16 protein-coding genes are annotated in these 17,421 nt (G+C 51.9%); 9 read left to right on the top strand and 7 right to left on the bottom strand.

Annotation, left to right across the window (positions count from 1 at the left end; translation table 11 throughout):
- From cofG to T502_RS00075, 5 genes are all read left to right on the top strand, one after another.
- A complete protein-coding gene (cofG, locus tag T502_RS00095; RefSeq protein WP_394296301.1) occupies nt 1–993 on the top strand; it encodes a 7,8-didemethyl-8-hydroxy-5-deazariboflavin synthase subunit CofG in 993 nt (330 codons plus the stop codon).
- Nucleotides 994–1,231: 238 nt separating this feature from the next.
- Nucleotides 1,232–1,957, top strand: coding sequence for a phosphoribosylaminoimidazolesuccinocarboxamide synthase (purC, locus tag T502_RS00090; protein WP_042705086.1), 726 nt, complete (start codon nt 1,232–1,234; stop codon nt 1,955–1,957).
- Nucleotides 1,957–2,205, top strand: coding sequence for a phosphoribosylformylglycinamidine synthase subunit PurS (purS, locus tag T502_RS00085; protein ID WP_042705085.1), 249 nt, complete (start codon nt 1,957–1,959; stop codon nt 2,203–2,205). The genes purC and purS overlap by 1 nt, the downstream gene beginning before the upstream one ends.
- Nucleotides 2,202–2,906 (top strand): phosphoribosylformylglycinamidine synthase I, encoded by a 705-nt coding sequence (purQ, locus tag T502_RS00080; protein WP_042705084.1) that lies wholly within the window; start codon nt 2,202–2,204, stop codon nt 2,904–2,906. The genes purS and purQ overlap by 4 nt, the downstream gene beginning before the upstream one ends.
- A 61-nt stretch (nt 2,907–2,967) precedes the next feature.
- Nucleotides 2,968–3,264, top strand: a complete 297-nt coding sequence (locus T502_RS00075) for a ferredoxin-thioredoxin reductase catalytic domain-containing protein (RefSeq protein WP_052358901.1) — start codon at nt 2,968–2,970, stop codon at nt 3,262–3,264.
- 189 nt (nt 3,265–3,453) lie between these two features.
- On the opposite strand, the gene mntA is transcribed toward T502_RS00075, so the two are convergent.
- Nucleotides 3,454–4,296 (bottom strand): type VII toxin-antitoxin system MntA family adenylyltransferase antitoxin, encoded by an 843-nt coding sequence (gene mntA, locus T502_RS08400; protein ID WP_052358900.1) that lies wholly within the window; start codon nt 4,294–4,296, stop codon nt 3,454–3,456.
- A 75-nt stretch (nt 4,297–4,371) separates the two neighbouring features.
- The gene (locus T502_RS09170; RefSeq protein WP_042705083.1) at nt 4,372–5,019 is read right to left on the bottom strand and encodes a hypothetical protein; all 648 of its coding nucleotides are present in this window, start codon (nt 5,017–5,019) and stop codon (nt 4,372–4,374) included.
- A 96-nt stretch (nt 5,020–5,115) separates the two neighbouring features.
- Here T502_RS09170 and cofC point away from each other — a divergent pair, with 96 nt between their 5' ends.
- Nucleotides 5,116–5,766 carry a 2-phospho-L-lactate guanylyltransferase gene (cofC, locus tag T502_RS00060; RefSeq protein ID WP_042705082.1) on the top strand — a complete coding sequence of 217 codons (651 nt, stop codon included), beginning with the start codon at nt 5,116–5,118 and terminating at the stop codon, nt 5,764–5,766.
- Here cofC and cofE read toward each other — a convergent pair.
- The 4 genes from cofE to glyA form a co-directional block, all read right to left on the bottom strand.
- Nucleotides 5,713–6,510 (bottom strand): coenzyme F420-0:L-glutamate ligase, encoded by a 798-nt coding sequence (gene cofE / locus T502_RS00055; protein ID WP_042705081.1) that lies wholly within the window; start codon nt 6,508–6,510, stop codon nt 5,713–5,715. The two genes, cofC and cofE, sit on opposite strands and share 54 nt — an antisense overlap.
- A gap of 141 nt (nt 6,511–6,651) precedes the next feature.
- Nucleotides 6,652–7,464, bottom strand: coding sequence for a dihydropteroate synthase (gene folP / locus T502_RS00050; RefSeq protein WP_042705080.1), 813 nt, complete (start codon nt 7,462–7,464; stop codon nt 6,652–6,654).
- A gap of 181 nt (nt 7,465–7,645) precedes the next feature.
- Entirely contained in the window at nt 7,646–8,482 is an 837-nt protein-coding gene (gene folD, locus T502_RS00045; protein WP_042705079.1) for a bifunctional methylenetetrahydrofolate dehydrogenase/methenyltetrahydrofolate cyclohydrolase FolD, read from the bottom strand.
- A 16-nt stretch (nt 8,483–8,498) separates the two neighbouring features.
- Nucleotides 8,499–9,776: a serine hydroxymethyltransferase gene (glyA, locus tag T502_RS00040; protein ID WP_042705078.1), complete on the bottom strand. Its 1,278-nt coding sequence runs from the start codon at nt 9,774–9,776 to the stop codon at nt 8,499–8,501.
- Nucleotides 9,777–10,165: 389 nt separating this feature from the next.
- Between glyA and T502_RS00035 the strand changes: the two genes are divergently transcribed.
- The 3 genes from T502_RS00035 (at nt 10,166) to T502_RS00025 (ending at nt 15,297) form a co-directional block, all read left to right on the top strand.
- Nucleotides 10,166–10,768 carry a hypothetical protein gene (locus T502_RS00035; protein ID WP_042705077.1) on the top strand — a complete coding sequence of 201 codons (603 nt, stop codon included), beginning with the start codon at nt 10,166–10,168 and terminating at the stop codon, nt 10,766–10,768.
- A 133-nt stretch (nt 10,769–10,901) separates the two neighbouring features.
- Nucleotides 10,902–14,342: a chromosome segregation protein SMC gene (smc, locus tag T502_RS00030; protein WP_042705076.1), complete on the top strand. Its 3,441-nt coding sequence runs from the start codon at nt 10,902–10,904 to the stop codon at nt 14,340–14,342.
- Nucleotides 14,335–15,297 (top strand): segregation/condensation protein A, encoded by a 963-nt coding sequence (locus T502_RS00025; RefSeq protein ID WP_084172892.1) that lies wholly within the window; start codon nt 14,335–14,337, stop codon nt 15,295–15,297. Before smc ends, T502_RS00025 begins: the two co-directional genes overlap by 8 nt.
- Nucleotides 15,298–15,414: 117 nt before the next feature.
- Here T502_RS00025 and T502_RS00020 read toward each other — a convergent pair whose 3' ends face one another.
- The gene (locus tag T502_RS00020; protein ID WP_052358898.1) at nt 15,415–16,833 is read right to left on the bottom strand and encodes a carbon starvation CstA family protein; all 1,419 of its coding nucleotides are present in this window, start codon (nt 16,831–16,833) and stop codon (nt 15,415–15,417) included.
- Between the last annotated feature and the right edge of the window lie 588 nt (nt 16,834–17,421).

Genomic DNA, 17,421 nt, shown 5'->3' with positions numbered 1-17,421 from the left:
ATATCTATGGATACGATAACCTATTCGCGCAATGTTTTTCTGCCGCTTACGCATGTATGCCGCAACCACTGCGGATACTGCATATTCCGCGAGCCCGTGCACGAAGGCTGCGTGATGGAGAAGTCCGCGGTCATTGACACGCTCAAACTCGGCGTCGCATCGGGGTGCACGGAAGCGCTCTTTACATTCGGCGAAAGACCCGAGGAGGAGAAGGGTTTTGCGGAGCATATCCGAAAGATCGGGTATGAAACCGTCCTCGATTACTGCTACGATATGTGCAAAACTGCATTGGAGATGGGGATTCTGCCGCATACGAACGCGGGCATTCTGGACTGCGACGAACTGAAGCGTTTCCGCGAGGTTAATCCGAGCATGGGGCTTATGCTCGAGACGACCGCGGATATTCCCGCGCACAGAAACTGCGCCGGCAAAAAACCCGAGGTCCGCATAGAGATGCTGGAGAATGCCGGCAAACTGCGCATTCCCTTTACCACGGGGCTTCTTCTGGGAATCGGAGAGACGCCCGCCGACAGGGAAGAATCCCTTGAGGTGATACGGGATGTTCACAGGCGATACGACCATATTCAGGAGGTAATCATCCAGAACTTCTGTCCCAAACCCTCGACGCCGATGGAGAAGTGGGCCGTCCCCGGTCCCGACGAGGTGCGCGATCTGATCCTGCTTGCAAGGGAGATTCTCCCCGCGGATATAAGCATTCAGATACCGCCGAATCTGATAAACGCAAGCGAACTGATAGACTGCGGCGTCACGGATCTCGGCGGGGTGTCGCCGGTGACAATAGACTATGTCAATCCCGAGCATCCGTGGCCGGAGATAGAGGAGCTTTCCGCCATTGTCGGAAAAGACCGCAGGCTCTGCGAGCGGCTCTGCATATATAGGAAATACATAGACAAGGGCTGGTATGATCCCAAACTTGCGGGTCTCATAGATAAGCTCAGCCGCGATATCTCGGACAGAAACGCCGGGCTGTGACGCATTTGCCCGTTCGGGTTATGCGGCTGCATCCCTGCCTGCCCGTATCCTTCCCCCCTTCCTTCCCCATCCTATCCCCCCTCCCTGCCCTACCCTGTCCGTCATGCGGTAATGGTTATCTGTATTAACAATGGTAACCAAAATTTAAACACAAAATTACTATCAATCAGGCGCGAGAAATAGATAATAGCAAACGCCAAAGTAAACGCAAATCATCAAAGACACGGGATGAACACATATGGAACTCGGAGAACCAATCTACGTCGGAAAGGCAAAATCAATCTACAAAACGGATAAAGAGGACGAATTAATCTCTTTATTCAGAAACGACATGACCGCATTCAACGGTGTGAAGAAAGACAGTTTCGCCGGAAAAGGTGCATACAATGCGGCTGTATCGGCATTCTTCTTCGATTATCTCGAGAAGAACGGGGTAAAGACCCACTTCATAAAGATGCTGGACGATCACACCATGCTCGTAAAGAAGCTGGATATGATCCCGCTCGAAGTCATTGCGCGCAATGTCGCCGCCGGTTCTATCGTAAAGAAACTCCCGTTCAAAGAGGGACAGATCTTAAATCCGCCCGTAATCGTAACGGACTACAAGGATGACGAGAGAGGTGACCCGTCGGTCAACGATGATCTCATAGTCGCTCTCGGGCTTGTAACCCGCGATGAGCTTGCCGAGATTAAAGAGATTACCCATAAGATAAACAAACTTCTCTACGACTTCTTTGACGAACTGGGACTCATCTTCGTGGACTTCAAGATTGAGTTCGGCAAGTGCGGCGGCGAGATCATCCTCGGCGACGAGATCAGCATGGACTCGATGCGCCTGTGGGACAAGGTCACAAAGGAGTCCTTCGATAAGGATGTCTACCGCTTTGACAAGGGCGATGTGATGACGGCATACGCCAAGGTCGTCGAGAAGATAATGAACTGGCAGAAGGAGAACGTGAAATAATGTTATTCGATGTTAATGTTGTAATAAAGCTGAAAGGCGGGATGCTCAGCCCCGAAGCAAAGGCAATCTCGCATGCGCTTTCGAGTCTCGGTATGAAGAGCGAATACTTAAACACCGCCAAATTCTTTGAGATCGGTATCGATGCCGAGAATGCGGATGCGGCGAAGGCAAAGGCTGCCGAGATGTGCGAGAGGCTTCTGGCAAACCCTGTTATCCACAGTTATACGATTGAGGTCAAAAAAGCATGAGATTTGCTGTTCTTCAGTTTGGAGGAAGCAACTGCGACCGCGATGCGTTACATGTCGCATCGGACGTCTGCGGCGTCGATACCGATCTGGTCTGGTATAAAGACGGTCTTAAGAAGAATTACGATGCCGTAATTCTCCCCGGCGGTTTCTCATACGGCGATTATCTGCGTGCGGGTGCGATTGCGGCACGAGCGCCGATTATGGCGGATGTCGTGAAGCACGCCGATGCCGGCGGTCTCGTTCTGGGTATCTGCAACGGCGCTCAGATCGGTGCCGAGGCAAAACTTGTTCCTGGCGTTTTCACCATGAACGAGTATCCCAAGTTCATCTGCAAAGGGGTATATCTCAAGGTTCTCAACAATACGTCGCCGTTTACAAACCGCTTCAGACTCGGCGAAGTCATAAAGATCCCGATTGCGCACAAAGAGGGACGCTATATCGCAAGCCCGGAGGATCTCTCAAGGCTTGAGGCTGAGAACAAGATTGCCTTCAAGTTCTGCGACGAAAAGGGCAATGTCGATGCGGCTTCAAACCCCAACGGCTGCACGGATAATATCACCGGCGTCCTCGGCGGATGTAAGGACAATGTCCTTCTGATGATGCCGCATCCAGAGAGGGCATCCGAGGAGCATTTAATCTCCACGGACGGAATGAAGGTCTTCGATTCGATGATTCATTATCTCGAATCGAAGGGGGAGTAAGGACGACCGGAGTTGCTGCTTCGGGAGTTGTTACCGGTAGTTACTAAAGGAGTTGATGCGGATGACGGAAAATGCGGAAAATAACGAATTAAATGCACTTGTGGAAGATATCAGAGCACGCTGCGTCGAATATGCCGAAAAGAAGGGCTATGTCTTAAACCCCGATGCCAAACACCTTGAGACAATCCTTAAGGGGCTTGCACGCTTAAAGACGAAATACGGCGAGGAATACTGCCCGTGCAGAGTCAGAAGCGGCGACAAAGAGAAGGATAAGGCAAATATCTGCCCGTGCGCATTCCACGAGAAAGAGATTGAAGAAGACGGATGCTGTCACTGTCAGTTATTCTTCAGGAAATAACAGGCGCTTTGCGCAATTCAAATATTTTTGTTTTTTTGTTTTTTTTGTTTTTTATTGTTTTTTTGTTTTTTATTGTTTTTTTGTTTTTTGAGTTTTTTGAGTTTTTTGAGTTTTTTGTTTTTTGGGTTTTGAGTTTTTTTGAGTTTTTTTTTATTTTTGTTTTGATTAGTTTTTTTACATTTTATCGGGCTACTTTAGACCGGCTTTGGTCATTATGTCCACGTATTCGAGAACGGAGTCCATCTTATCCGCGATTGAGTAGAGGTCAGCCTCCTCGATTGCCGAATACTGATGTGCGAAATGGTTGCGGTAGAAGACGAGCGAGGTCATCTCGTCGCGCAATTCTTCCGAGATTATGCCCGCGTGGTGCAGAATCTTGAAGATATCGCGGTGCGACTTCGGATGCTGGAGTTTGCGCAGCATTATCACCTCTTCGCCGATGCTGAAGGACATGTTTATGATTGCAAACATTATCATGGACACCGAGTGATACCGCATGAAATCCTCGCGTTTCGGTATTCCCGTCGCGGTTATTGCCGAATACTCCGTATAATACTGCTTAATCTTGGCAATCGCCGATAAGAGTCTCTCTTTCTTATCGGGGACATATATGACATGACCGCCTGCGACCTTTTTCTGCTCGGCGACATAGGGTCTGCCCACCGAGTATTCCCTCACGGTCTCTTTGATTATTTCGGAGAGGTATTCTTCGTCGCGGCAGTAGAGGAGGATACCTTCGGAGACTATGGCATTCCTTATCTCGACGGGCATGCGGTTGAATATCTCGACATCTATGAGATCCGACGCAAACTGACCCGCCTTCTCGTATTGCCACCGGCTTGCGGGCTCGTGGAGAATGACACCTATATCGATATCGGAATACGGCGTATGGGTATTCTTCGCATACGAACCGAAGAGGTATACCGCCGCGACATAGCTCAGTTCCTTCAGAGAATCCGTTACGGAACGGACTATCTCTTTCTGCCTCTCGGAGAGTGCCGATTCCGAGAGATGTTCATAACTGCCGCTCATGATTTTACCGTCCGGTCATTTCCGGTCATTGACCGCATTTTGTTCAGTTTTCGTTCGGTTTTCGTTCCGTTGTTCTTACTCAAGTCTTGTGATCTTTATGTCCGCCGCTACCGATTCCTTTTCAATGAGCACGTCATTGTCCGTGTTTCTGGCGTCGATGAAGAGACAGTATTTGCCTATACGCGGGATGGTCACCTCAAAGTTCTTCTGAAGGGTATTGTCAAACTGCTTCGTCATCTTGCCGTTATATTTCCATTCGCCCTTGAGCGAGTCCCACTTCGGCGGCGTATAGACATTCGAGTCGTATTCCGTCATCTGCATGAAGAGAATGTTCACGGGTTTTGTGCACTGAACTTCGAAGAGGTATTTCTCGCCTTTCTGCAGGAACGGTATATCCAGATTCTCGTCGAATTTGATTACAAGGACATTTCCTATGGGAACACCTTTTCTCTCGTCATAGATGACTTTGCCGGCGTTTGCCGAAGTCGCGGCAGGCGTCGGCGTCGGTGCGACCGTACTCTGCACTGTCGGTGCGGGTGTCGGTGTCGGGGTTGGGACAGGTGTTGATATTGTTGGTGCCGCGGTCGGATTCTCTGTCGGCACTGCCGCTGTCGCCGTTGCGGTTGCCTGCGGCGCAGGCGCATTCTGCGTGCACCCTGCGGATACGGCGGCCGTAAAGATCACCAGAATCGCCAGTGCCGTTATCAGAGAGACTGATTTCATACCATTAGGTATGAGTGAGAGATGATAATATTATGCGCAGGTCGGGGCAGTCTTTTTTCCAATTCTTTTTATCGGTCGGTTACCAATCTCATACAAATGACAGTAAAGGCGACAGTAAAGGCAGTCATACCGTTCCGACCCGTAAATCCGAAGACACGTCTCTCCAATCTTCTCTCCGAATCCGAAAGAGAGGAGTTTACCGCCGCAATGCTCAACGACGTTGTCAGTGCGCTCATCGAGGGCGGATGCAGCCCCGTTCTTCTCTCGACGCGTCCGTATACGGTTTCGGGCGCGGAGACGGTTGTTATGGATCTTGGTCTTAACGAAGCGCTGAACGAATATTTTTCAACCCTTCACGAGCCCGTTCTGCTCATGATGACCGATATCGCACTGCTCAACGCCGACGCCGTCAGAAAAATGCTCTCGACAGACGCCGATATCGCAATTGCGCCCGGACGCGGCGGGGGAACAAATTCGATATTCATAAAAGACCCGCAGAAGTTCCGTGCCGATTTCTACGGCGCTAGCTTCCTCGACCATCTGGCTGTCGCCGAAAGTTTCGGTAAGAGCGTCGAGGTAATCGATTCTTTCAGGCTTTCGACCGATATCGACGAGGAGGAAGACCTTACCGAAGTCTTGATCCACGGCGGCGCAAAAAGCCGCTCGAAAAAATATCTTGAGGAGTTGGGTTACTTACTCTCTATTGAAAAGGGAAGAGTCGGCGTTCATCGCCGTTCCCATAAATAAGCACTCCGACGGCTCAATCGATTCTATGCCGCGGTTATCGGAGAGGAACTGCGAGAGACCGCGGACCACCGCAACGGGAGTGCATTCGTTTGACTCACCCAATACGAGTTCGGCGGCGGAGGCGATATCGTCGCCGATTGCACGGCGCGTGACCTCAAGTTCGTGACCGTATAAGTCACGTTTGCCGCGTTCGTCGGTTATTGCGTCCATTCCGCTGCATCCTATCGCAATGCCGCTGCACCCCAGTCTCATGGCATGGGTGCGGGAGTCGATGACAAGCACGCCGATATTTCTGCCCGTAAGCTGCCGAATCTCTTTTCTGACCCTTTCCGCGCTGGCATCGGGGTCTTTCGGAAGTTTGACGACCTTTCCGGCGGGCGCATTCGAGGCGTCTATGCCGGCATTGGGAAGAAGAGTGCCGTTCTTGAGGCAGAGAAGGAAACCCGGGATGCCGCCCACGACCCTGTCGCTCTCCGAGATGACAACCTCGGCAAGGCGGGCGTCGATACGGTATTTTTCGCCGTATTCAAGAGCTTTCTCCGAGGGTGTAATCTCCGAGAGGGTCACGATGCCGCCTTCCGCGGTTGCAAGAGCGCTCTCGGCAAGGACCACGATGTCGCCGTCGGCGATGCCCCCTTCCAGACCTTCGGTCACCTTTGCATTATCGACGATAATCCGCGAGATGTCGTCGCCGGGGACGAGAATCTTTGTCTTTATTCCAAAAACCTTAAACGAACTGCCCATAATATTCAATCTGATTTACTCATGAAAAAAGATTCTGATGGGAGTAAATTTAACAGAAATTCGGAGACACCGTAAAATAATTTGATTATTGTCTTTCCTTCGTTCCTGGTTTTGCGTTTTTTTGCAGTTTTTGCAGGTTTTTTATCCGCGGTGCTCGACCTTCTCGAATACGTCGATGAGGTCGCGTGTAGCCGCGACATCGTGTGCACGGACAATGGATGCCCCTTTCTTGAGAATGTCGTATGTGACCGCAAGCGTTCCGAAGAGTCTGTCTTCGGGGTTTTTGTCGAGCAGTCTTCCGATGAAGGTCTTTCTCGAGACTGCGGCAAGAAGCGGTCTCTCGAATTCGGCAAATTCGTCAAAGCGTCTGCACAGTTCCCAGTCGTCCTCGACGGTGCGCTCCGGCGTCCATTTTCCGACGGCGGGGTCGAGGATAAGGTTGTCGATGCCGAAGAGCTCCGCTCTCTCGAGGACAATCTCGAGTGCGCCCATAACCGAGTCAAAGCCTACGGGGTCGCCCGGGATGCTGTAAGTCGCCATCAGTATTGCGGGCAGTCCGCTGTCGGCAGCAATCTTTGCGTAATCGGTATTGCAGAGTCCGTGTATGTCGTTGATGCAGTCGATATCGTGCTTTATGCATTCGGCAAGAACCCGCGGATACATGGTATCCACGGATACGGGGATGCCGCTTCCGGAGAGCTCGTTTAATGCGGCATTCAGACGTTCAATTTCTTCGGCTTCGGTAATGACTCTCGAGTTGGGCGCCGTGCTCCTCGCACCCAGATCTATCATGTCCGCGCCGGCATCCATGAATCCGCATGCTTCTTCGTAGATATTGCCGGCAGGCACATAAGACCCCGAGAAGAAAGATTCGGGGCTGCAATTTATGATTCCCATGAGCCTTACCGGCGCGTCTCCGCCGACTTCGAAATTACCGATTCTGCATATCCGCATGGCTTAGTGTTATGTTGCCCCGCATTTTATAAATTATCGGAATGCCGCGTATTGCCCCGATTGCTTTGGAATGCCTCTGAATGCAAGGGTTGAGGGATTGCGAAGAACGGCGGAAAAAAAAGAATGTCGGTATTTTATGGGTTGTTGTTTTTTGTCAGTATTGTTTTATTTGGCTGATATTTCAGTTTTTGGAGAGAATGCGTGCCGCTTTCAGGGTATTCTGCATGAGGGTGGCAATGGTCATCGGTCCGACGCCGCCCGGCACGGGGGTGATTGCACTTATTTTGTCCTTTACGGCTTCGAAATCGGCATCGCCGCAGAGCTTGCCGTTCTCGTCCTGATTTATTCCCACATCGATGAGAACAGCGCCTTCCTTAACCATGTCGGGTTTGACGAACTTCGCCCTGCCGATTGCGCTTATGAGGATATCCGCCTTTCTCATCTCATCGGCAAGATTGTCGGTCTTGGAGTGGCAGACCGTCACGGTCGCGTCCGCGTTTATCATCAGAGCCGCCATCGGTCTTCCGACATCCACGGAACGCCCGACGACAACGGCCTTCTTTCCTTTGGTATCGATTTTGTATTCCGCAAGGAGCGTCATTATGCCCCCCGGCGTGCAGGGGACAAACTCAGGTCTGCCGCTGAAGAGCTGACCGATATTGTAGGGGTGGAAACCGTCGACATCCTTCTCGGGTGAGACGGATTCGATTACCGCCTCGGTGTCTATACCGTTTGGAAGCGGCAGCTGGACGAGGATTCCGTGAACCGAGTCATCGGCGTTGAGTTTTGCAACCGCGTTCACGACCTCTCCGGTCGTCGAAGTGCCGGGAAGGACAACGCCCACGGACTTGATTCCGACTCTGTCGCATGCCTTATGCTTCATTCTCACATACATCTGGGATGCGGGGTCGTCGCCCACGATGACGGTTGCCAGACAGGGGGTCAGACCCGAGTCCGCAACCTCTTTTGATACTGCCGCCAGAATCTTTTCGGAGACTGCTTTTCCGTCGATTATCATGATATCCTGATATCTCTTAGTTGACTTCGGGGTATAACGGGAACTTAGCCGCGAATTCCGTGACTTCCTTCTTAACCGCGTTGATCTCGGTCTTTGAACTTCTGTCCTTAGCGACGTCCTTGAGGACGCGAGAGATCCAGAGCGCAATCTTTTCCATGTCGTCCTCTTTCATTCCGCGGGAGGTTACTGCGGGTGTTCCGATTCTGAGACCCGAGGTTACGAAGGGGCTGAGTTTCTCGGACGGAATCGTGTTCTTGTTGACGGTGATTCCCGCCTGTCCGAGGACGGTCTCGGCTTCAAGACCCGTGATGTGCTTGCCGGTCGCATCCTTCAGGGTCGAGAGGTTCATGAGCAGGAGGTGGTTGTCGGTGCCGCCGGAGACAAGGGTGAAACCTTCGTCCATGAGGACTTTCGCCATCTTCTTTGAGTTTTTGACAATCTGCTTTGCGTATGCCTTGAAGTCCGGCGAGAGTGCCTCCTTGAAGCAGACCGCTTTTCCTGCGATTACATGCATGAGCGGACCGCCCTGGGTTCCGGGGAAGACCGACCTGTCGATCTTGACTCCGAGTTCGTCGTCCGTGGTCATGATGGCACCGCCGCGTGGACCGCGGAGTGTCTTGTGGGTCGTTGTCGTGGTGAAATCAACGACGCCTACGGGTGAGGGGTGTTCGCCTGCGGCAACAAGTCCCGCGATATGTGCGATATCCGCCGTGCAGTATGCGCCGACATCCTCGGCGATCTCCTTGAATGCCTTGAAGTCGATGATTCTCGGGTATGCGCTGGCGCCGCAGACAATCATCTGCGGTTTAATCTGACGCGCCTGTTCGGCAATCTGAGCGTAGTCCAGAGTTTCCGTCTCTTTGTCGACGCCGTAGTGGGTGACCTCGTAGAGTTTACCCGTGATGTTTACGGGTGATCCGTGCGAGAGGTGTCCTCCCTGTGACAGATCCTGGCTCATCATCCTGTCTTTCGGCTGCATTACCGCAAAATATACTTCCTGATTTGCCTGACTTCCCGAGACTGCCTGGACGTTGGCGTGCGTGGCGCCGAAGAGTTTGCAGAGACGGTCGCGTGCAAGGTTCTCGATGACGTCGTGGAACTCACAGCCGCCGTAGTAACGCTTTCCGGGGTATCCTTCGGCGTATTTGTTCGTGAGGATGGATCCGACCGCTTCAAGGACGGATTTGCTGACTACGTTCTCGGATGCGATAAGCTCCAGACCGTTTACCTGACGTCCGTATTCTTTCTCGATAAGTGCAAAGATTTCGGGATCATGTTTTGCAAGATCTGACATATCAAATAACTTGGACTTTTAAGAAGTTATACTATTTTATTGTACTGCGTTATTGTGCCGTGTTATTGCACCCGCAACCCGCTGCGACAGCCATAATGCATTCCCTTATGCAGTCCGCATCGGGGTTCGCGGCAGAGTTCGCAGCGGGTTTCGCAGGCATCCCCCATGTATTCATCATGTATCCTTCATGTATCCTTCATGCCCCCCTCATGCAGCCCCGTCAGTCCTCATGAAGTCCCCGTGCGGTATCCGGAGTGTCCGCCGACCGCGTATTTTTGCGTGAAAAAAAGCGGGTCGGCAGAAAAAGACTGAAAACAATTAAAAACACGTTTAACCATATGAATATTATTAAAGATCGTAATTGCTTATCTTTAAAAAGGGGAGTATAGATGGATACCGTAAACACCGATGCAAAAATCAGAGATCTTGAACATATAGTTCAGGAGAAGGAAAGGGAAATTCAGATGCTAAGAGAAAATATACACAACTACAATGTCAGCAATCCTGTCAGCGAAGAGAGGATGGTTAAGCTGGAACGCGAGGTTAAAGAGATTGAAGGGCTTGTCCGCGGACTTACCGCCGAGATGCTCGATCTGAAGGCATGGGTTCAGAAACTTGCCAAAGCCGTTGAGGAGGATCCCGCCGAGAAGAGAGCCGCATCATCCGAGAAAGCGGAGAAGGGACGCGAATATCCTGTTGTCGAGTCGCCTAAGGTTGCGGCGGAGCGCAGGTCGGCTGAGAAGGCACGCAGTGCGCCCGTTGTTCAGGAAGTCGAGGAGAAGCCTGCCGAAGATGAGGATGAAGAGGTCCTTATCATCCAGCCCGACGGCACCATGAAGCGCGAGGCAAAGTTCGGCGAAGACATGATTGTTGCGGATCACCGCGCCGCCGCCAGACAGCCGCGTGTAAGCGGAGGTCGCGAGGCTGACAGAAGACCGCTCATCTACGCCGACGACGATGACGCCGTCGAGGTCAAGAGAAGGCGCAACTGAACTCGGGAACGAGAAAAGAGCGAGAGTTTTGATCTTCGCCCATAATATCTTAATTTTGGCGCAAATCGTAAAATGCCGCAGTGCATCGTCGGTATCCATGCCGGTGCACAACTGATACGGGGAAGACGGTCAAGTGTATATTACCGAACTGGAAATCGATAATTTCAAGTCTTTTGGTAAAAAAACCAAAATTCCTTTCTGTGAAGGATTTACCGTAGTTTCGGGGCCCAACGGTTCCGGAAAGAGCAATATAATCGACAGTATCCTTTTTTGCCTGACGCTCTCGGGCGCACGCGGTCTGAGAGCCGAGAAACTCACCGACCTCATTAATCTCAACACAAACCGCAATTCCGCGGAAGTATCCATCACGTTCTCGGACAATACCAAAATACGCCGCAGAATAAAGAGAACGGCAAACGGCTATTACAGTTACAATTACATCAATGACCGCCCGTGCAAGCAGAGCGATGTCGTCGAGTATCTCGCCAAATTCGGAATAAAATCCGAGGGTTACAATGTCGTGATGCAGGGCGACATTACCCGAATCATCGAGATGAGCGACGGCGAACGCCGCAAGATTATCGACGAGATTGCGGGCGTATCCGAGTTCGACAAGAAAAAAGAGCAGTCTTTGTCCGAACTCGACATAGTCCGCGACAGAATCGAGAGGGAGGAACTTCTCCTCGCTGAACTTGAGAAACGTCTCTCCGAGCTCGAGACCGAGAAGGCGCAGGCTGTAAAATACAGGGAGCTCTCTGCCAAACTCGAATACTACAACAGCTGTCTCTCCGCCGCAAAACTCCGCGACTGCGAGGCGGAGCTGCTCGGAATTGCCACTCTCGAGGCGGATCAGGAGGCAAAACTCTTCAAACTCAACGATGATAAAGCAGCCGCGGAAGAGAACATCGGGAATTTGCACAACGAAATCTCGTCCCTCGATGCCGAGATAAATGCCAAGAGCGGCGACGAATACCGCGCACTTCTTGCCGCAATCGAGGAATCCAAGGGTAAGATAAACCTTGCAAAGCAGAATATCGCAAGGCTCGAACAGCTCAAGGAGACAAAGAAGACCCAGATTGACAAGTTATTCGGCGATCTGAAGAGGACGGAGACGAAGATCGGCGAACTGACGGACGAAATCAGAAATCTTTCGATAGACCGTTCCAATCTCAATATGGAACTTGCCTCGCTTAACGCGGATCTGACGAACGTCAGGAAGACGCTGGACGAGAAGAGCAGCAGTGTCGAGGGCGCACGCGAGAAACTCACCAATCTCATGTCCGCGCTCGATGAGAAGAAAGAGGTCAAGTCCGGCATTCTCAACGAACAGGGTCTTCTGATTGAGAAGAGCCGTCTGCGCACGGAAGAGAAGAGCAGACTGGATTCGGATATTCAAAAGATTGATGAGGAGATTAATGAGAAATCGGGCTCGCTTCTCGAGAGCCGCAAACTTGTCGAGTCTCTGAATGCGGAGAAGAGTCTTCTGGACGGCGAGCTGTCAAAGACCGAATCAAAGCTCTTCGAGAACAAGAACGCGCTTGAGAAGGTAATCTCCGAGTACAGGAAGTATGAGCGTGAACTCATGAATCTCGAAGCCATGCAGAGAGCGTCGGGAGGTCCGGGAGGGCGCGGACTTGAGGCGATTCTCGGAATGGACGGCGTTTACGGCACGGTAAGACAGCTCGGAAAAGCGCCGCAGGAGTATGCCGTCGCTCTCTCGACGGCGGCGGGCGGAAGGATGCAGAACGTGGTCTGCGAGAGCGATCAGGTCGCCGCCGACGGTATCCGATACCTTAAGGACAATTCTCTCGGAAGGGCGACCTTCCTGCCGCTCAACAAGCTGCGCGCACCCGAGCTGCCGCCGCTTAAGAACCGCGACATTATAGATTATGCCGTGAATCTGCTCGATTACGACCCGCTCTACGATGTGGTCTTCAGGTATATCTTCGGAACAACCGTCGTCGTAAAAGACCTGAATACCGCCAGAAAGATGATCGGTCAGTACAGAATGGTCACGCTGGCAGGCGATATCGTCGAGAAGGCGGGTGCGATGACCGGCGGTTCACAGAACCGCAATCTCGCAATGTTCGGCGTTTCCGCCGATAACGAGATTGAGAATATCCGCGCCGAGATGGCAAAACTCTCGCAGGAGCAGAGCACGCTTGAGAGTGCGGTCGCAAGACTTACCGATGAGGGCGATAAGAAGAGGAACAGGCGCAAAGAGATAGCCGATACCCTTTATCAGACCGATTTCCTGATAAACGAGAATACGCGCCGCATTGATGAGCTGAACGAAGAAAAAGCGAAGATCTCCGCGAGGCGCGAAGAGATGGCCGAGGAGGTTAAGTCCGGAAGCACGCGGCTTGCCGAGATCGAGGAGGAGCTCGCGAAGATCGGGAAAGAGATAGCGGAAGTGACCGCCGAGACCGATAAACTCAAGCGCGAGCTTGCGAATACGGGAATTCCCGAGCTGACCGAGCAGTACGAGCGCATTAAGGGTCAGGTTGACGACACGCAGGGCAGGCTCAACAAGAAGGATTTCACGATTCAGGATGCTCAGAGGGAGAAGAAGCACTTCGTAAGCCGCCTTGAAGAACTGAAGGGGGAGAGAGCCGGCATCGATGCCGAGATCAAGTCGGCGAACGATGAGATTGTCGTGTCCCGCGACGAGATTAAGTCGAACGAGGCCGAGGTAAAGAAGCTTCAGAGCGAGATCGACAGTTCTTCGGAGGAGCTGAAGGCGCTTCAGAAGAAGCAGTCGGAGGCACGCGACAGGCTGTATGCCGAGGAGAAGCGCGTTATCGAGATCGACGGCGAGATCGACAGGCTCAGACTTGCGACAAATTCGCTTGCCGAGAGGAAGACGACCCTTACCGGCATGATTGAGGAACTTCGCGGGCAGGCGGGCGATATCGAGACCGATATGACGCTTGCGGAGATAACCGCGGGCATAGAGAAGTCAGAGAAGGAGATTAAGAAAATAGGCGCCGTCAATATGCTCGCCATCGAGGAATACGAGAAGACGAGCGAGCGCGTTGCCGAGAAGAAGGAGAAGAAGGAGGTTCTCTCGAAGGAGCGCGCCAATATTCTCGAGCGTATCGAGCATTACGAGAAGATGAAGTTCGATACGTTTACCGAGGCTTTCAATGCCATCGACAAGAATTTCAGGAAGATCTTCGCCAGACTTACCGAGGGTCAGGGCAGTCTCGTCCTTGAGAATCCGTCCGATCCGTTCAGCGGCGGCATGACCTTTGCTGTTCAGCCCCGCGACAAGAAGGTTCATCTTCTCTCGGCTCTCTCGGGCGGAGAAAAGTCGCTGACCACGCTTGCGTTTATCTTCTCGATTCAGCAGTATATTCCCGCGCCTTTCTACGCTCTCGATGAGATCGATATGATGCTGGACGGCTCCAATGTCGAGCGCGTTTCGACGATGATTGCGGAGCTGTCCGCGAATGCGCAGACCATCTGCGTCTCTCTGAGGCGTCCGACCATCGATCGTTCCGACAGGATGATAGGCGTTACCATCAGACCCGACAAGTCCACTTATGTTACCGGTGTAAAGAGCAATGGATGAGGAACCGGTTGAGATCCTGTTGAAGATGGCGGAGTCGGGCGCTATCGATCCCTGGAATATTGATATTATCGAGGTTACCGACCGCTTTTTGTCCGAACTCGACAGGATGAAGAAGCTGGATCTGAAGATCTCGGGCAGAACTCTCTTTTTTGCGTCGAGCCTTCTGAGGATGAAGTCCGATTTCATGGAGGAGCCCGAGGAGCCACCCGAGTCCGAAGAGGATGATTTCGGCGGGTTCGGCGAGGGTTTTGACGATTTTTCGGATGACGAGGCCTCGGCAAATCCGATTGATCGTTTCGAGCGCGAGATTCAGAGGCGCATTAAGAGGAAGGATCACAGGAAGCGCCCGGTTACTCTTTACGAGCTTATCAAGCAGCTGAAGACCGCGGAGAAGATGTTTCGCCGCCGCCAGAGGAGGTCGAGTCCCGATGCGGGATTCTTCCTTGAGGCCGAGGATGTGGTCTCGGTTGCGCATGAGGAGGATTTCGCGGATGATGCCGCCCGCGTCTTCTCTTCCTACGGCAAACTTGCGCCAAACGGCGAGAAGGTCGCGCTGCGGGCGATCTGCGAGGATATGAATACGGATCTGCGCTCGGTCTATCTGCCGCTTCTCTTCCTCATGCTCGACGGCAGGCTTGTTCTCTATCAGGAGGAGTTCTACGGCGATATCTTCGTTACTCTGCCGACCGAGGATATGTTTAAAGATGAGGTGCCCGAAGAGCCGGTAAAGAAGTCTGCGGCGGGTAAGCCGCGCAAGCGTTCAAAGTCCAAAGCAAAGTCGGGTGATGAGTCCGGTGATGAGTCGGGTGAGAAAGCGGATGAGATGCCGGATGAGAATGCGGAGCAGACCGTGCCTGCGGAAGAGGGGGAAGGGGATTCTGAGAATGATTCAAAAGAGGATGCCGATGATGATGCCGACGAAGGCATGGGGGAGTTTCTCGGCAACGTCTATTAGACATCAGACGTCTGCAATGCGCCTGCCGTATCCCCGTGCCCGCCCGTCATCAATCGTATTTTTTGTCCGCGTTTTATGAAAATCGGTTAATCTGTTGTTTAATCTATCATCTATCGTTCAATCTATCGCATATGCTCTTTTGTCCACTATGAAGTATTTTACGAAGAGGAGCGTTATCGCTATCGTGATGATGAGCCCCGTTACAATCGACGTTGTGTAATCAAGCCTCAGTCCGAGATTGGAGTGGAGGATGAAGGACGATACTACCATAGTCATGAATACGGCAGGCAGTGCCGTTATGAGCGCATATTTGGCCTTCTTCCTGTAGGAGATGATGAATACCGTGGCTGTCCAGAGGACGAGGCATGCCAGTGTCTGGTTGAGCCATGAGAAGTAATTCCAGAGGACGGAGAAGTCTATGGAACACAGGAAGATAATGGGCATCATCAGAATAACGGTGATCATGAGACCGTTCCTTATCTTCGACGAATCATAGTTCCTGTCATCCTGTATCATGAGCCTTGAGCACCTGAGTGCGGTATCTCCCGAGGTTATCGGGCAGATGATGACTCCGATTACAGCAAGAATACCTCCCACGGGACCTGCGACACCGACGGCGATGTCGTATACCACGCCCGAGGCACCTCCGGCACCAAGGGCATCCGTCAGAGCGGCCGTGCCTCCGTAGAATGCCAGTACCGCGGTTGCCCAGAAGAGTGCTATGACAGCTTCGACGATCATTGCGCCGTAGAAGACCGTTCTTCCGTCCCTCTCGTCCTTAAGGCATCTGGCGGTCATAGGCGCCTGGGTTGCGTGGAATCCGGAGATGGCTCCGCAGGCGACCGTGATGAGCATGTCGGGGAAGAATTCCAGTCCTGCGGGGTGGAGATTTTCAAATGCGAATGTCGGGAACGTGTAACCTCCCATCACAAGACCGCCTATGACGGTAACCGCCATAAGGATGAGGAGCACGCCGAAAACCGGATAGATTCTTCCGATTACCTTGTCGATGGGGAGGACGGTCGATATGAGGAAATAGATCAGTATGAGGACTACCCAGATCATCGTAGGTATTCCCGTTATGCCGGAGAGAAGGTCGCTTGCGCTTCTTGCGAAGGTCGCGGTTACCATGATCATGACGAAGATGATCAGTATGAGAATGGGGTATCTCGCTCTCTCGCCTATGTAATGTCGTATCAGGTAGGATGTGGATTTGCCGTTGTTGCGGGTGGACATCATGCCGCTCATATAGTCATGGACGGCGCCGCCGAGGATGGTGCCTGCCACTATCCAGATGAAGACTATGGGTCCCCATTTGGCACCCATAAGTGCGCCGAATATAGGGCCCGTTCCCGCGATATTGAGCAGTTCGATGAGATGATTCTTCATCTTCGACATAGGGACGAAGTCCATGCCGTCGGGGTGGGTGATGGCAGGAGTCGTATCTTTGAACGGGAGGATCATACTCTCGGCAAATCTACTGTATATAAGATAGCCGAGCAGAAGGCATACCAGACAGACTATCAGCAGAATCATCTATGTATCTATCAAGAGTCCTTATCTGATATATTTGATGATAAGTGCAGATTGTAATCATGCTCAATCTTGCGTCGGTATCGCGCGCAGATGATTCTGCAATCCGGCGCCGGTGCATATTGTCCCGGGTGTATCGGGTATCGTATCCGCAATTGACAACCATTATATATGCCACGCTCCAACATAATAAGGCTGAAAGTATTACGCCCTAACCGCGGGAAACGCCCGTGAGAAATGCGGCGTAATAGAGCAGAAATTCAAAAATATCGTGGATTGCTCAAAGAAACGGTGAAAAACCGCGAGCAGAAAAAGTCCGCTGTATGAGAAGGAAACAACGTACTTTATTAGTAATAAAGTCCAATATTGTTTCCTCGAATTTCTTCTGATGGGGAGCCAAAACCGCTCGGATGGGAGTGTTGGTTCCGACGTTGGTACTGATAATGCGGAAATTTATTTATTAACCGCTAATTCCTTTAGATTTAAACAAAGTCGATAGAATCAGTGTGCCGAAGTGAAACGTATCTTCAAAACCGGTGAGACACATCGGATCTAAAAAAGATAAAACAACTCAATTCTGGTTGATCCTGC

Origin of the sequence: Methanomicrobium mobile BP (assembly GCF_000711215.1) — an archaeon.
In the GTDB taxonomy this organism is placed as follows: Archaea; Halobacteriota; Methanomicrobia; order Methanomicrobiales; family Methanomicrobiaceae; genus Methanomicrobium; species Methanomicrobium mobile.
This window is presented reverse-complemented; position numbering and strand designations above follow the sequence as displayed.

Bases quoted from the DNA above. Each gene is read 5' to 3' on its own strand.
- purC (WP_042705086.1), top strand. From the start codon at position 1,232: ATGGAACTCGGAGAACCAATCTACGTCGGAAAGGCAAAATCAATCTAC.
- purS (WP_042705085.1), top strand. From the start codon at position 1,957: ATGTTATTCGATGTTAATGTTGTAATAAAGCTGAAAGGCGGGATGCTC.
- purQ (WP_042705084.1), top strand. From the start codon at position 2,202: ATGAGATTTGCTGTTCTTCAGTTTGGAGGAAGCAACTGCGACCGCGAT.
- T502_RS00075 (WP_052358901.1), top strand. From the start codon at position 2,968: ATGACGGAAAATGCGGAAAATAACGAATTAAATGCACTTGTGGAAGAT.
- mntA (WP_052358900.1), bottom strand. From the start codon at position 4,296: ATGAGCGGCAGTTATGAACATCTCTCGGAATCGGCACTCTCCGAGAGG.
- T502_RS09170 (WP_042705083.1), bottom strand. From the start codon at position 5,019: ATGAAATCAGTCTCTCTGATAACGGCACTGGCGATTCTGGTGATCTTT.
- cofC (WP_042705082.1), top strand. From the start codon at position 5,116: ATGACAGTAAAGGCGACAGTAAAGGCAGTCATACCGTTCCGACCCGTA.
- cofE (WP_042705081.1), bottom strand. From the start codon at position 6,510: ATGGGCAGTTCGTTTAAGGTTTTTGGAATAAAGACAAAGATTCTCGTC.
- folP (WP_042705080.1), bottom strand. From the start codon at position 7,464: ATGCGGATATGCAGAATCGGTAATTTCGAAGTCGGCGGAGACGCGCCG.
- folD (WP_042705079.1), bottom strand. From the start codon at position 8,482: ATGATAATCGACGGAAAAGCAGTCTCCGAAAAGATTCTGGCGGCAGTA.
- glyA (WP_042705078.1), bottom strand. From the start codon at position 9,776: ATGTCAGATCTTGCAAAACATGATCCCGAAATCTTTGCACTTATCGAG.
- T502_RS00035 (WP_042705077.1), top strand. From the start codon at position 10,166: ATGGATACCGTAAACACCGATGCAAAAATCAGAGATCTTGAACATATA.
- T502_RS00025 (WP_084172892.1), top strand. From the start codon at position 14,335: ATGGATGAGGAACCGGTTGAGATCCTGTTGAAGATGGCGGAGTCGGGC.
- T502_RS00020 (WP_052358898.1), bottom strand. From the start codon at position 16,833: ATGATTCTGCTGATAGTCTGTCTGGTATGCCTTCTGCTCGGCTATCTT.